12 protein-coding genes are annotated in these 14,294 nt (G+C 62.6%); 8 read left to right on the top strand and 4 right to left on the bottom strand.

Annotation, left to right across the window (positions count from 1 at the left end; translation table 11 throughout):
* Positions 1–126: 126 nt before the first annotated feature.
* From bglX to ACO6VD_RS06550, 6 genes are all read left to right on the top strand, one after another.
* Positions 127–2,418, top strand: a complete 2,292-nt coding sequence (gene bglX / locus ACO6VD_RS06575; RefSeq protein WP_422417808.1) for a beta-glucosidase BglX — start codon at positions 127–129, stop codon at positions 2,416–2,418.
* 60 nt (positions 2,419–2,478) lie between these two features.
* Complete coding sequence (locus ACO6VD_RS06570; RefSeq protein ID WP_422417806.1) at positions 2,479–4,230, top strand: ATP-binding protein; 1,752 nt, start codon at positions 2,479–2,481, stop codon at positions 4,228–4,230.
* Positions 4,230–5,573: a sigma-54-dependent transcriptional regulator gene (locus ACO6VD_RS06565; RefSeq protein ID WP_422417805.1), complete on the top strand. Its 1,344-nt coding sequence runs from the start codon at positions 4,230–4,232 to the stop codon at positions 5,571–5,573. Before ACO6VD_RS06570 ends, ACO6VD_RS06565 begins: the two co-directional genes overlap by 1 nt.
* A 164-nt stretch (positions 5,574–5,737) precedes the next feature.
* Positions 5,738–7,057 (top strand): MFS transporter, encoded by a 1,320-nt coding sequence (locus ACO6VD_RS06560; RefSeq protein WP_422417804.1) that lies wholly within the window; start codon positions 5,738–5,740, stop codon positions 7,055–7,057.
* Between the two features lie 270 nt (positions 7,058–7,327).
* Positions 7,328–7,693: a heme utilization protein gene (locus ACO6VD_RS06555; RefSeq protein WP_422417803.1), complete on the top strand. Its 366-nt coding sequence runs from the start codon at positions 7,328–7,330 to the stop codon at positions 7,691–7,693.
* Between the two features lie 113 nt (positions 7,694–7,806).
* Positions 7,807–8,418 (top strand): flavin reductase family protein, encoded by a 612-nt coding sequence (locus ACO6VD_RS06550; protein ID WP_422417802.1) that lies wholly within the window; start codon positions 7,807–7,809, stop codon positions 8,416–8,418.
* Between the two features lies 1 nt (position 8,419).
* Here the strand turns inward: ACO6VD_RS06550 and ACO6VD_RS06545 are convergent, their stop codons facing one another.
* Positions 8,420–8,650, bottom strand: a complete 231-nt coding sequence (locus ACO6VD_RS06545) for a hypothetical protein (protein ID WP_422417801.1) — start codon at positions 8,648–8,650, stop codon at positions 8,420–8,422.
* Positions 8,651–8,688: 38 nt separating this feature from the next.
* The gene (locus ACO6VD_RS06540) at positions 8,689–8,997 is read right to left on the bottom strand and encodes an antibiotic biosynthesis monooxygenase family protein (protein ID WP_422417800.1); all 309 of its coding nucleotides are present in this window, start codon (positions 8,995–8,997) and stop codon (positions 8,689–8,691) included.
* A gap of 202 nt (positions 8,998–9,199) precedes the next feature.
* Between ACO6VD_RS06540 and ACO6VD_RS06535 the strand changes: the two genes are divergently transcribed.
* The gene (locus ACO6VD_RS06535; protein WP_422417799.1) at positions 9,200–10,108 is read left to right on the top strand and encodes an AraC family transcriptional regulator N-terminal domain-containing protein; all 909 of its coding nucleotides are present in this window, start codon (positions 9,200–9,202) and stop codon (positions 10,106–10,108) included.
* Between the two features lie 80 nt (positions 10,109–10,188).
* On the opposite strand, the gene ACO6VD_RS06530 is transcribed toward ACO6VD_RS06535, so the two are convergent.
* A complete protein-coding gene (locus ACO6VD_RS06530; protein ID WP_422417798.1) occupies positions 10,189–11,628 on the bottom strand; it encodes an aldehyde dehydrogenase family protein in 1,440 nt (479 codons plus the stop codon).
* Entirely contained in the window at positions 11,625–13,262 is a 1,638-nt protein-coding gene (locus tag ACO6VD_RS06525) for a 5-guanidino-2-oxopentanoate decarboxylase (protein WP_422417797.1), read from the bottom strand. Before ACO6VD_RS06525 ends, ACO6VD_RS06530 begins: the two co-directional genes overlap by 4 nt.
* Before the next feature lie 114 nt (positions 13,263–13,376).
* Between ACO6VD_RS06525 and ACO6VD_RS06520 the strand changes: the two genes are divergently transcribed.
* Positions 13,377–14,294, top strand: a 918-nt coding sequence (locus ACO6VD_RS06520; protein ID WP_422417796.1) for a LysR substrate-binding domain-containing protein, incomplete at its 3' end; no start/stop codon positions are given.

The following is a 14,294-nucleotide window of genomic DNA, read 5'->3' as shown; positions in this document are numbered from 1 at the left end:
CCGCTGGATCGTGATGGCCCAATCGGCTAAAAGATGCCCCAGCAAACTACAACAATAGCCGCTTCCCCAACTTCGGCTGGGCAGTATCACCGTGAATACTGCCACAAGCCTTGAGAACAGAACTTCATGAACAAGCTGTGTTTGCTGGGCCTTCTCGTCAGCCTGGCCAGTCAGTCGGCCTTTGCCGACACGCCTGCCGATCCGTTGCAGAAGAAACAGGCGTTCATCGCCGACCTGATGGGGCAGATGACCCTGGACGAAAAGATCGGCCAGTTGCGCCTGATCAGTATCGGCCCGGAAATGCCTCGCGAAATGATTCGTAAAGAAATCGCCGCCGGCCGTATCGGCGGGACTTTCAACTCGATCACCCGCGCCGAAAACCGTCCGATGCAGGATGCGGCAAGCCGCAGCCGTCTGAAGATCCCGATGTTCTTCGCCTATGACGTGATCCACGGCCACCGCACGATTTTCCCGATCAGCCTGGCCCTGGCCTCGAGTTGGGACATGGACGCCATCGCCAAGGTCGGTCGCGTTTCCGCCCTGGAAGCCGCATCCGACGGTATCGACATGACCTTCGCGCCGATGGTCGATATCGCCCGCGACCCACGTTGGGGTCGTACCAGTGAAGGCTTTGGCGAAGACACCTACCTGGTCTCGCGTATCTCCAAAGTGATGGTCGAATCCTTCCAGGGCAAGAGCCCGGCCGAGGCAACCAGCCTGATGGCCAGCGTCAAGCACTTCGCCCTGTACGGCGCGGTGGAGGGCGGACGCGACTACAACACCGTCGACATGAGCCCGGCGAAGATGTTCAACGACTACCTGCCGCCTTACCGCGCCGCCATCGATGCGGGCGCGGGTGGGGTGATGGTCGCGCTGAACTCGATCAATGGCGTGCCGGCCACCTCCAACACCTGGCTGATGCATGACCTGCTGCGCAAGGACTGGGGCTTCAAGGGCGTGACCGTCAGCGACCACGGGGCTATTACCGAACTGGTTCGCCATGGCGTCGCCCGCGATGGTCGCGAAGCAGCCAAGCTGGCGATCAAGGCCGGCATCGACCTGAGCATGAACGACTCGCTGTACGATTCAGAACTGGCCAGCCTGCTCAAGGCGGGTGAAATCAATCAGGCCGATATCGATAACGCTGTGCGTGAAGTGCTCGGTGCCAAGTACGACATGGGCCTGTTCGCCGACCCGTACCGGCGCATTGGCAAGGCCAGCGACGACCCGGCCGATACCTACGCCGACAACCGCCTGCACCGCGCCGAAGCGCGTGACGTAGCGCGCCGCAGCCTGGTCCTGCTGGAAAACCGCGAGCAGACCCTGCCGCTGAAAAAAGCCGGCACCATCGCCCTGGTCGGGCCGCTGGCCGATGCGCCCATCGACATGATGGGCAGCTGGGCTGCCGCCGGCCGTCCACACCAGTCGGTGACCGTGCGCGAAGGCATGCGTCAGGTGCTGGGCGACAAGGCCAAGGTGATCTACGCCAAAGGCTCCAACGTCACCCACGACAAGGCCATCCTCGACTACCTGAACTTCCTCAACTTCGATGCCCCGGAAATCGTCGACGACCCGCGTCCGGCTGCCGTACTCATCGACGAGGCGGTCAAGGCTGCCAAGCAGTCCGATGTAGTCGTGGCGGTGGTCGGCGAATCCCGTGGCATGTCCCACGAATCATCGAGCCGCACCACCCTGGAAATCCCTGCCGCCCAACGCGAGCTGATCAAGGCCCTGAAAGCTACCGGCAAACCGCTGGTGCTGGTGCTGATGAACGGCCGGCCGCTGTCGCTGGCCTGGGAACGCGAACAGGCCGATGCCATCCTGGAAACCTGGTTCAGCGGTACCGAGGGCGGCAATGCCATCGCCGACGTGCTGTTCGGCGACTACAACCCGTCGGGCAAGCTGGCCATTACCTTCCCGCGCTCGGTCGGGCAGATTCCGATGTACTACAACCACCTGAGCATTGGCCGTCCGTTCACCCCGGGCAAGCCTGGCAACTACACCTCGCAGTACTTCGAGGAACCCAATGGCCCGCTGTACCCCTTCGGCTACGGCCTGAGCTACAGCGACTTCAGCCTGTCGCCACTGACCCTGTCGAGCAAAACCCTGAAAAAGGGCCAGACCCTCGAAGCCAGTGTTCGCGTGAAGAACACCGGCAAACGTGACGGCGAAACCGTGGTGCAGCTGTACCTGCAGGACATTGCCGCGTCCATGAGCCGCCCGGTGAAGGAATTGAAGAACTTCCAGAAGGTCATGCTCAAGGCCGGTGAAGAGCGCACAGTCAGCTTCAAGATCAGTGAAGAAGACCTGAAGTTCTACAACACCCAACTGCAATGGGCGGCCGAGCCCGGCGAGTTCAATGTCCAGGTCGGGCTGGACTCCCAGGCGGTACAGCAACAGCGTTTCGAACTGCTGTAAGCCACTGCCAAGCACCAAGGGAAGGCCAGGAGGCCTTCCCCCTCCGCCGGGATTCGCACCATGCCTTATTCTTTTCGTGCCCTGCGCCTGGGGCTGATCGTTTTCTTCATCCTGGCCGGCACGCTGTTCAGCGCCGGCTGGGCCATGCACCATGCCAAGCGCCAGTCGATGGTCGAGGATGCCGGGCGGGCCAGCCAGCAATTGGGCCTGTACGCCACCTCGTTGCACACCCTGATTGAACGCTACCGTGCCCTGCCCGCGGTGCTGGCCCTGGACCCGGAACTGATCAGCGCCCTCAGTGGCCCGGTCAACGAGCAGGTTCAGGTTGCCCTTAACCGCAAGCTCGAACGCATCAACGGCGCCGCCAATTCATCGACCCTGGAACTGCTCGACCGCACCGGTCTTGCCGTGGCCGCCAGCAATTGGCGTCTGCCTAGCACCTATGTCGGCTCCAACTATGGCTTTCGCCCCTATTTCAAACAGACTCGCAGCCAGGGTAGCGGACGCTTCTATGCCGTCGGCGTGACCAGCGGCGTGCCGGGCTACTTCCTCTCCAGTGCGGTGCAGGATGAGCATGGCCGTTTCCTCGGTGCCATGGTGGTCAAGCTCGAGTTCCCCGAGCTTGAGCGTGAATGGCGCCAGGGCAGCGATATCCTGCTGGTCAGCGATGCTCGCGGGATCATTTTCATCGCCAACCAGGACGGTTGGCGTTACCGCCAGCTCAAGCCCCTGACCAGCGCCGATCACGCCGAACTGGCCGCGACCCGCCAGTACGACAAACAACAATTGGTGCCTCTGCAACACCAGGTACTCAGCCATTTCGACGACAACAGCAACCTGATGCGCGTCCAGAGGCCCGAAGGCAGCACCGAATACCTGTGGGAGAGTTTGCCTCTGGAAGCCGAGGGCTGGACCCTTCACCTGCTGCGCAAGCCACAGGTCAGCGATGATGGCCGCAATGCCGCCCTCGCCGCCGCAGCCGTGTGGCTGAGCCTGGTCTTCGCCCTGTTGTTCATCAGCCAGCGACTGCGCCTGGCACGCATGCGCCAGCGCAGCCGGGAAGAACTCAAGCGCCTGGTCGAAGAACGTACCCGCGATTTGCGCACGGCTCAGGAAGGCCTGGTGCAGTCAGCCAAGCTGGCCGCGCTGGGACAGATGTCGGCAGCCCTGGCCCATGAGATCAATCAGCCGCTGACTACTCAGCGCATGCAATTGGCGACCTTGCGCCTGCTGCTCGACAACCAGCGCTTCGATGAAGCGCGCCAGGCCCTTGAGCCACTGGAACAGATGCTGACCCGCATGGCGGCGCTCACCGGCCACCTGAAGACCTTCGCCCGCAACAGCCCCAGCGGCCTGCGCGAGCGCCTGGACCTGGCCACCGTGGTCGATCAGGCCTTGCAGTTGCTCGATGCGCGGATTCGTGCCGAACAGGTGGAAGTGTCCCAGTACCTGGCCCGTCCGGCCTGGGTGCGCGGCGATGCCATCCGCCTGGAGCAGGTGCTGATCAACCTGCTGCGCAACGCCCTCGACGCCATGACCGGGAAAAGCTACAAGCGTCTGGAAATCCGTATCGAAGCCGAGGCCGAGCAGTGGCGCCTGAGTGTCCTCGACAGCGGCGGTGGCATCGCCGCCGAACACCTGGCCAATGTCTTCGACCCGTTCTTCACCACCAAACCCGTGGGTGAAGGCTTGGGGCTGGGCCTGGCGATATCCTATGGCATCATTCATGAAGCCGGTGGGCGCCTGACGGTCGATAATCAACCGGGCGGCGCTTGTTTCAGCCTTACCCTGCCCTGCGATCTGGAGACTTGATGTTCAATTCGGTAATGGTCGTCGACGATGAAGCCAGCATCCGCACTGCCGTGGAGCAGTGGCTGAGCCTGTCCGGCTTCAGCGTGCAGCTGTTCAGCCGCGCCGAAGACTGCCTGAACCAGTTACCCGAACACTTTCCCGGGGTGATCCTCAGCGATGTGCGCATGCCCGGCATGGACGGCCTGGCGTTGCTGGAACAGCTGCAGGCGCGCGATGCCGACCTGCCGGTGATTCTCCTGACCGGCCATGGCGATGTGCCCATGGCCGTCGACGCCATGCGCAACGGCGCCTATGACTTTCTGGAAAAGCCCTTTAGTCCTGAAAGCCTGCTGGGCAGCCTGCGCCGTGCCCTGGAGAAACGTCAGCTGGTCCTGGAGAACCGCCGCCTGCATGAACAGGCCGACCTCAAGGCACGCCTGGAACTGAACCTGCTGGGCATGTCCCAAGGCATGCAGCAGCTGCGCAGGCAAGTGTTGGACCTGGCCAGCCTGCCGGTCAATGTGCTGATTCGCGGTGAAACCGGCAGCGGCAAGGAACAGGTCGCACGCTGCCTGCACGACTTCGGGCCGCGGGCCGGCAAAGCGTTCGTGGCGCTCAACTGCGCCGCGATCCCCGAAACGCTGTTCGAGGCCGAGCTGTTCGGTCATGAAAGCGGGGCTTTTACCGGGGCTCAGGGCAAGCGCATTGGCAAGCTGGAATACGCCAATGGCGGCACGGTGTTCCTCGATGAGATCGAGAGCATGCCGTTGGCCCAGCAAGCCAAGCTGCTGCGCGTGTTGCAGGAGCAGAAACTGGAACGCCTCGGCGCCAACCAGAGCATCAGCGTCGACTTGCGCATCATCGCCGCGACCAAGCCGGACCTGCTCGAAGAAGCGCGCGCCGGGCGCTTTCGCGAAGACCTGGCATACCGCCTGAACGTCGCCGAACTGCGCCTGGCGCCGTTGCGTGACCGCCGTGAAGACATCCCCTTGCTGTTCACCCACTTTGCCCGCCTGGCCGCCGAACGCGTCGGCCGCAGCGCCGCGCCGCTCAGCGGCGCGCAGCTGGGTCATCTGCTCAGCCACGACTGGCCCGGTAACGTCCGCGAACTGGCCAATGCCGCCGAACGTCACGCCCTTGGCCTGGGTGAGCCAAGCATTGCCCGGGTCGACTCGGGCCAGTCGCTTGCCGCTCAGCAAGAAGCCTTCGAAGCCCAATGCCTGCGCGCGGCCCTGAGCCGGCACAAGGGCGAAATCAAAGCAGTCATGGAAGAACTGCAACTGCCCCGCCGCACCCTCAACGAGAAAATGCAGCGCCATGGATTGCTGCGGGAAGATTTTCTCGACGTAGATCGCCCGCAATAAGCGGATTCTTGCCGATCACCCCTCGATGAATGAGCGGATTTCCGCTCATTCAATTGTGACAACCCTTCTAAACCGGGCCTTCGCTACCTGGCACAGCTCCTGCTATAGCCCTGTCAGGTTGCGTTTCGACGCGCTCCACAAAAACAACTATGAAGGTCCCTTCGATGGATAACTCCAGCACCCTGCCCGCCGGGGCGGCCATTGCGCCCGCCGCGGAAAAAACCACCCGAAGCCGACTCAAGTCGATTTTCAGCGGTTCGATCGGCAACATGGTCGAATGGTACGACTGGTACGTTTACGCCGCATTCTCCCTGTACTTCGCCAAAGCCTTCTTCCCGGCCGGCGACACCACCGCACAACTCTTGAACACTGCCGCCATCTTCGCCGTGGGCTTCCTGATGCGCCCGATCGGTGGCTGGCTGATGGGTATCTACGCCGACCGCAAAGGCCGCAAAGCCGCCCTGATGGCCTCGGTACTGCTGATGTGCGCAGGCTCGCTGGTCATCGCCCTGACCCCGGGCTATGAAACCATCGGCGTTGCCGCTCCCGTCCTGCTGGTGATCGCCCGCCTGATGCAAGGCCTGTCGGTCGGTGGCGAATACGGTACCTCGGCCACCTACCTGAGTGAGATGGCGACCAAGGAGCGTCGTGGCTTCTTCTCCAGCTTCCAGTACGTGACCCTGATCTCCGGCCAGCTCATCGCCCTGGCGGTGCTGATCATCCTCCAGCAGACCCTGACCACCGAGCAGCTGTACTCGTGGGGCTGGCGCGTACCGTTCGTGATCGGTGCCCTGTGCGCGGTCGTGGCCCTGTACCTGCGTCGTGGCATGGAAGAAACCGCCTCCTTCACCAAGAAGGAAAAGTCCAAGGAAAGCCTGATGCGCACCCTGATGCGCCATCCCAAGGAACTGGCAACCGTGGTCGGTCTGACCATGGGCGGCACCCTGGCCTTCTACACCTACACCACCTACATGCAGAAGTACCTGGTGAACACGGTGGGCATGAGCATCAGCGACTCGACCACCATCTCGGCGGCGACCCTGTTCCTGTTCATGTGCCTGCAACCGGTGATCGGCAGCCTGTCCGACAAGATCGGCCGCCGTCCGATCCTGATCGCCTTCGGTGTGCTGGGTACGCTGTGTACGGTGCCGATCCTGACCACCCTGCACACCATCCAGACCTGGTGGGGCGCGTTCTTCCTGATCATGGCGGCGCTGATCATCGTCAGCGGCTACACCTCGATCAACGCCGTGGTCAAAGCCGAACTGTTCCCGACCGAAATCCGCGCCCTGGGTGTCGGCCTGCCCTACGCCCTGACTGTGTCGATCTTCGGCGGCACCGCTGAATACGTGGCGCTGTGGTTCAAGAGCATCGGCATGGAAACCGGCTACTACTGGTACGTGACCGCCTGTATTGCCTGCTCGCTGCTGGTGTATGTGTTCATGAAAGACACCCGCACGCATTCGCGGATCACCACTGACTGAGGCATGGCCTGAGGTCAACAGAAAGGGGGCGTCCAGCAATGGACGCCCCCTTTTTTCATGTTTAACGCCGCATTAATCCCGTCTTGTCATCTTCATCATCGCGACATCCGGTGGGAGCGGGCTTGCCCCGCGATGAGGCCCTTACCGCCGCCAAACACATCTAATAATCCGATTTTTATACGCCATTTTTTGCGCTTTTTAATCAATTTTATCAGCGTAATATCAAACCCATAGAAACAAACAACCTCTCACCACCCCGGAGCAACGACCATGAAAAGCAAACTGATCCTGACCCTGGCCTTCTCGGTACTGGCTGCCAACGCTTTCGCCGAAGACGGATTCGACCGCACCAACGGCCACAACTTCAGCGCCGTGCAAACCCAGTCGGCTACGTATGCAGAAGATGGTTTTGATCGCACCGGCGGTGCCAAATTCGCCGAAGACGGTTTCGATCGCACTGGCGGCGCCAAATTTGCCGAAGACGGTTTCGATCGCACCGGCGGCGCCAAATTTGCCGAAGACGGTTTCGATCGCACCGGCGGCGCCAAATTCGCCGAAGATGGTTTTGATCGCACTGGCGGTGCCAAATTCGCCGAAGACGGCTTCGATCGCACCCAGGCCCACCGCATCAGCTAACTCTTGATGCACTGCAGTCAGCCCGGCTTCGGCCGGGCTTAATCGTTTTCAGCGCGGCAAAGCCTTGGCACACTAGGCACCTACTCACAGGGAAGGCCACAAGGCCAGCGCAGATGTATTACTACGAACCCGCAAAAGGCCACGGCCTACCTCACGACCCGTTCAATGCCATCGTCGGTCCACGCCCCATCGGCTGGATTTCTTCACAGGATGACGAAGGCCGCCTGAACCTTGCGCCTTACAGTTTCTTCAACGCCTTCAACTACATTCCGCCGATCATCGGTTTCTCCAGCGTCGGGCGCAAAGACAGCCTGAACAACATCGAGAAAACCGGCGAATTCGCCTGGAACCTGGCAACCCGCCCGCTGGCCGAGGCCATGAACCAGAGCTGCGCAGCGGTGCCGGCCGAGGTCGATGAATTCGCCCTGAGCGGGCTGACGCCAGTGGCCTCGAAGGTCATCGCGGTGCCGCGGGTGCAGGAAAGCCCGGTGTCGTTCGAATGCAAAGTGACCCAGATCATCCAGCTACAGCGTGCGGACCAGGTGCTGGTACCGAGCTGGCTGATCCTCGGGGAAGTGGTGGCGGTGCATATCGCCGAGCATCTGCTCAAGGATGGCATCTACGACACGGCTGCCGCGCAACCGATCTTGCGCGGCGGTGGTCCTGCGGATTATTTCGAGCTGGGCAATCTGTTCAAAATGGCCCGGCCGCAGGTCAACGGCTGAATTACCAGACCAGCTCGGCGTCGTCGTTGACGCCCTGCAGGCGTTCAAGCTCGGCACAGGCCGCTTCGTCAGCAGCCATGGCGGTCTTGAACGTCTGCCCGTCCAGCACTTTGTGAAAACGCGGTGCACCACTGGCACCCAGGCCTTTGACGGCAATCGCCGCGCAATACCCCTCTTCGCCGCGAACAGCGGCCGATACGGCTTCGAACTGCGAAAACTCTTTACGTGCCATGTGCCTCAGATCCACATCGATTGCCTGAAAGCGCCATTCTAACCCGCAGACGGCTCGCCGAAGGTATGCAGATCGAGGCTGGCGACCACCTGGGCCTGAACCAGCTCGCCGAACAGGTCCAGGGTGGGCGAGGCAAAGTAACCGCACATCGCCTGCTGATCGCTCCAGAAACCACTGAGCAGCCACAGATCGGCATCGGCCTGGGACTGCTGCAGGTTGAAGTGCAGGCAGCCCGGCGCCTGGCGTGAAGGTTCGAGCAGTTGGCGCAAGCGCTCGCCCAGTTCCACTGAACGACCGCTGCTGGCCCGGATAAAAGCAAGGTGGGTGACCGATTGCGACGAGGTCATGAGCATCTCTCCTAGAGCAGCCAGTTGTTATTGCCAGGCTGCACAGGTTAGGCGACGCCTCGCCCGTGGCGTTAGGTCATTCCTGCCACACGCTTGCCTGATCCTGCGCGCGGCAGGATCAGGCAAGCAGACGACAGCATCCGGCTAGCGCCGCCGCTTGCACATACCTATGCTGCACAGGTCCTTATTCGGAAGTGCTGCAATGACTACCCTCGACCCCGCCCTGGAACAACAGCGCCAGGAGCTGGCTGATCTGGTGCGCTGTCACGCACCGCGAACCATCAGCGTCGAATCGGCCATCGAAGACCTGTACCTGGTGCAATACGAGGAAAGCGTGCGCTCCATGGCAGCACTGGCGCAGCCGGCCTTGTGCATCCTCGCCCATGGCAGCAAGGAGATCTGCCTGGGCGATGAACGCTACGTCTATGACCCGCTGCACTACATGGTGCTCTCGGTGGCATTGCCGATCAGTGGTGTGCTGCTGGAAGCCAGCCCGCAGAACCCGAGCCTCGGGATACGGATGAACATCGACCCGGCGCAGATCAACAACCTGATTGCCGAGGCCGGCCCCATCGGCGTACCGGCGCTGCCGTCGGGACGCGGGTTGTATGTCGAGCGCACTGATCCATTACTGCTCGACGCCTTGTTGCGCCTGATCCGCCTGCTCGATACGCCCAAGGACATCGCCGTCCTGGCGCCGTTGATCCGGCGTGAGATTCTGTACCGCCTGCTGCGCGGCCCGCAGGGGTACCGTCTGTATGAAATAGCCATGTCCAGCAGCCAGACCCACCGGGTTTGCCAGGCCATCGAATGGCTTAACCAGCACTACCACCGTCCACTACGCATTGACGATCTGGCTCGGGAAGTGAACCTCAGCAGTTCGACCTTGCACCATCGGTTTAAAGCAGTGACGTCCATGAGTCCGCTGCAGTATCAAAAGCAACTGCGCCTGCAGGAGGCGCGACGGCTGATGCTCAATGATGGACTGGAAGCGGCGGTGGCCGGGTATCGGGTGGGGTATGAAAGTCCGTCGCAGTTCAGCCGGGAGTACAGCCGGCTGTATGGCGCGCCGCCGGTGAGGGACCTGGCGCGATTGCGTAGTGCGATTTAGTACGCTTTCGCGGGGCAAGCCCGCTCCCACAGGGTACTGATGAACTTGTATGTGGGAGCGGGCTTGCCCCGCGATTGGGCCTACACCGCCCTGACTACATGCTTGATCTCTTGAAAGGCACTCAACCCCCAAGGCCCAAGCTCCCGTCCGATACTGCTCTGCTTGTAGCCGCCCCAGGCGGTCTGCGGGAAGATCACTTGTGGCGCATTGATCCACACCAGACCGGCCTCAAGGGCATTGGCCACCCGTTCGGCGGCGTCCAGGTCGCGACTGACGACACTGGCTACCAGACCGAATTCGCTGTCGTTGGCCAAAGCCACTGCTTCAGCTTCGCTGGCCACCGGCCGGACGCACAGCACCGGGCCAAAGATTTCCTCACGCCACAACGCACTTTCCAGCGGCACCTCGGTAAATACCGTGGGGCTGATGAAGTATCCACAAGGCAACGCCTCTGGCCGTGATCCACCGCACAGCAGCTGTGCACCGGCTTGCAGACCGACAGCGATGTGCTTCTGTACACGCTGGTATTGCGCCTGGTTGACCAGCGCACCCATTTCGCTGTCGCCAGCAAATGGCTCGCCCACCCGGATCGCCTCGGCCCGCATCTTCAGCAGTGCGATAAAGTCCGGATACAAAGCTTCGGCGACCAGTACCCGGCTGGTGGCCGAGCACATCTGCCCGGCATTGAAGAAACCGCCCATACAGGCCAGTTCCACCGCCAGTTCCAGGTCTGCCGCTTCGAGCACCAGCAAGGCGGATTTACCGCCCAGTTCCAGGCTCACGCCTTTGACGGTCTCCGCCGCCCGCTGCATGACCTGCACACCCACGGCGTTGCTGCCGGTGAAGGAAACCTTGGCGATCCGCGGGTCCGCCGCCAGGGCCGCCCCCACCGCAATACCGGTACCGCAGACCAGGTTGAACACGCCATCCGGCAATCCGGCCTGAGCGATCACACTAGCCAGTTCCAGCTCCGCCAGCGGCGTCACTTCCGAGGGTTTGAGCACCACACAACAGCCGGCGGCCAATGCCGGGGCCAGTTTCCAGGCCGTGGTGACCATGGGGAAGTTCCACGGCACGATCAGCCCGACCACGCCACAAGGCTCACGCCGCAGCCGTGCGACAAAATCATCAGTGGGCAGCGCCACCGGGCAGTCCTGCCCGGCATCAAGCTGATCCGCACACTCAGCGTAATAGCGGAAGGTGGCGATCACGTCGTCCACATCCATCTGCGCTTCGGCGAGCGGCTTGCCGTTGTTGCTGGCCTGCAAGAACACCAGGCGCTCGCGGCGCGCTTCGACACCTTCGGCAATGGCCCGCAGCACGCTGGCGCGTTGTGCACCGCTAGTGCTCGACCAGTCGGCGAACGCCGCTTTCGCCGCCAGGGTGGCGCGCTCTACCGCTGCGCCATCACCACCGGCGACTTCGGCCAGCTGCTGCTCATTGCTCGGGTTGATCACCGCGAGCGGCTGCGGTCCGTGCTGCCAGACACCATCGATGTAGACACCCGGAAGCTTCATCATGCTGGCACCGCCTGCATCCAGCGGTTCTGGTCGATTTCGATCAGGCTCGGGCCCTTGCGGTCGCAGGCCTGGCGCAGCGCTTCACGCAATTGTTCGACATCGCCGACCGCCTGGGCCGCACAGCCCAGGGCTTTGGCCACGCCGATGAAATCCGGGGTATGAATGTCCACGCCCACCGGCTCGATGGCACGGTTGACCATGTACTTCTTGATTTCCTCGTAACCCTGGTTGTTCCACAACAGGACGATCAAGGGCACCTGCGCCTCGGTGGCACTGGCCAGTTCCGGCAGGGTGAACTGCAGACCACCGTCGCCGATCAGGCAGATCACTGGTGCGCGGTCTTCGATGGCTTCGGCACTGCCCAACCAGGCACCCATGGCCGCCGGCAAGGCGTAACCGAGGGTGCCGTAGCCGGTGGAAGCGTTGAACCAGCGTCGCGGCTGATCCATGTCCAGGGTCAGGTTGCCGGTGTACACCGGTTGCGTCGAGTCGCCCACCAGCACCGCGTTCGGCAAGGTGTCGAGCAAGGTCTTGAGCATGCGCGTCTGGCTGTGCATCGGCAGATCCCAGTCGGCCAGCAGGCGCTCACGCAGGCGCGCGGCACGGCAGGCGCCCCACTCACTGGCGCGTACCGGCGCGGGCTGTTCGGCCAACGCCACCAGCAGCGCCTGGGTGGCTACTGTAGCGTCGGCCACCAGGGCGAGCTCCGGCGGATAGTTACGCACGGTCTGGTCCGGGTCGATGTCGATGCGCAGCAGGCGGCCAGGAATCTCGAAGCCACCCTTGAAGGTCACGTCGTAGTCGGTTTCGGCAAGCTCGGTACCAATGGCCAGTACCACGTCGGCTTCGGCAACCAGTTCGCGGGTTGCCACCAGCGACTGGGTCGAACCGATCTGCAGCGGATGGCTGGCCGGCAGCACGCCCTTGGCGTTGATGGTCAGTGCCACCGGTGCCTGCAGGTATTCAGCCAGGCGGGTCAGGACTACATTGGCATCGATGGCGCCACCGCCAGCGAGAATCAGCGGACGTCGGGCACTGGCCAGCAACGCGGCCATTTGCGCTACCGGTGCCGGTGCGGCGCCAGCGCGGACAACACGCACAGGAGCACTGGCGAGCAGGTGATCGGCGTCTTCAACCAGCACATCCAATGGAATCTCGATATGCACCGGGCGTGGACGCGTGCCGTCGAACACGGCGAACGCACGGGCCAGCACCATCGGCAGGTCGTCAGCGCTCATCAGGGTGTGCGAGAACGCCGCCACGCCAGCGACCAGACTGCCTTGGGCCGGCAACTCGTGCAGTTTGCCGCGCCCACCACCGAGCTGGTTGCGCGACTGGACGCTGGAGATCACCAGCATCGGGATCGAGTCGGCGTAGGCCTGGCCCATGGCCGTGGTGATGTTGGTCATCCCCGGGCCGGTAATAATGAAGCACACGCCCGGCTTGCCACGGGTGCGCGAATAGCCATCAGCCATGAAGCCTGCGCCTTGCTCGTGACGTGGCGTGATGTGCCGGATAGAGGAACGCGCCAACCCGCGGTAGAGCTCGACGGTATGCACGCCGGGAATTCCGAAGACATGGTCAACGCCATAGCCTTCAAGGAGTTTGACCAGTACTTCACCGCAAGTTGCCATGTTCGTCTGCCTGTTATTGTGCTGAAAACAGGCTTTATTGGACCGCTGCCTCGCTACCGGCACAATGCAAAAAAGCTCATACTAGCCATGTCCACAGATCATGGCTGATGCCCGATGAAACGCTTGCCGCCGCTGCCCGCCCTGCACACTTTTCTGGTTACCGCCCAGTGCTGCAACTTCACCCGCGCGGCGCAGGTGCTGCATATCACCCAGGGCGCCGTCAGCCGGCAGATCGCCGGTCTTGAGGAGCATCTGGGTTATGCCCTGTTTCTGCGCCAGGCCCGCGGCCTGAGCCTGACCCGCGAAGGCCAGGACTGGCTGCCACGAGTACAGCAGGTGTTCGCCTTGATCGAGGAAGGCGTGCAACACGTCGGCGCACGCAGCGCCACCTTGCAACTCAAGGCACCTACGTGTGTGATGCGCTGGCTGCTGCCGCGGCTGATGGAATGGCAGGCATTGCGCCCGGATGTGCCGGTGGAGCTGACCACTACGGTGCAGCACGGCGTGGATTTTCGTCGTGAAGTGTTCGATGCGGCGGTGGTGTATGGCGCAGCGCCTAATCACGGCTTGCACAGGCTCAAGCTGTTCGATGAACAACTTACCCCCGTGTGCGCACCACAGTTGCTAGCCGGCCCCATACCCTTGCAGCAGCTGGCGGACCTGGAGCAACACATGCTGCTGCACCCGACCCGCGACCAGCACGACTGGAATACCTGGCTCGGCGCAGCCGGCGCCGCCCTGCCCCGGCAAGGTAAAGGCCAGCACTTCGAGACCCTCGATATGGCCATGTCCATGGCCTCCCAAGGTACCGGGGTGGCCATCGGCGACTGGTCGCTGATCGGTGATGACCTGACCTGCGGGCGGCTGGTAGCGCCCTTCCCGCTCAGGGTCAGCACCGGCCAGGGCTATTACCTGGTCTGGCCGCAAGGTTCAGCTTCATCGACCTTGCAGGAATTGCTCGACTGGCTGTGGGGGGGGGGGGGGTGGGGGGGGTGGGGGGTGGGGGGGAGGGAAGGAACCGGGGCGGAGACC

Source organism: Pseudomonas sp. GZD-222 (assembly GCF_049310525.1).
Lineage (GTDB): Bacteria > Pseudomonadota > Gammaproteobacteria > Pseudomonadales > Pseudomonadaceae > Aquipseudomonas.
This window is presented reverse-complemented; position numbering and strand designations above follow the sequence as displayed.

Bases quoted from the DNA above. Each gene is read 5' to 3' on its own strand.
- ACO6VD_RS06555 (WP_422417803.1), top strand. From the start codon at position 7,328: ATGAAAAGCAAACTGATCCTGACCCTGGCCTTCTCGGTACTGGCTGCC.
- ACO6VD_RS06570 (WP_422417806.1), top strand. From the start codon at position 2,479: ATGCCTTATTCTTTTCGTGCCCTGCGCCTGGGGCTGATCGTTTTCTTC.
- ACO6VD_RS06525 (WP_422417797.1), bottom strand. From the start codon at position 13,262: ATGGCAACTTGCGGTGAAGTACTGGTCAAACTCCTTGAAGGCTATGGC.
- ACO6VD_RS06530 (WP_422417798.1), bottom strand. From the start codon at position 11,628: ATGATGAAGCTTCCGGGTGTCTACATCGATGGTGTCTGGCAGCACGGA.
- ACO6VD_RS06545 (WP_422417801.1), bottom strand. From the start codon at position 8,650: ATGGCACGTAAAGAGTTTTCGCAGTTCGAAGCCGTATCGGCCGCTGTT.
- ACO6VD_RS06540 (WP_422417800.1), bottom strand. From the start codon at position 8,997: ATGACCTCGTCGCAATCGGTCACCCACCTTGCTTTTATCCGGGCCAGC.
- ACO6VD_RS06535 (WP_422417799.1), top strand. From the start codon at position 9,200: ATGACTACCCTCGACCCCGCCCTGGAACAACAGCGCCAGGAGCTGGCT.
- ACO6VD_RS06565 (WP_422417805.1), top strand. From the start codon at position 4,230: ATGTTCAATTCGGTAATGGTCGTCGACGATGAAGCCAGCATCCGCACT.
- bglX (WP_422417808.1), top strand. From the start codon at position 127: ATGAACAAGCTGTGTTTGCTGGGCCTTCTCGTCAGCCTGGCCAGTCAG.
- ACO6VD_RS06560 (WP_422417804.1), top strand. From the start codon at position 5,738: ATGGATAACTCCAGCACCCTGCCCGCCGGGGCGGCCATTGCGCCCGCC.
- ACO6VD_RS06550 (WP_422417802.1), top strand. From the start codon at position 7,807: ATGTATTACTACGAACCCGCAAAAGGCCACGGCCTACCTCACGACCCG.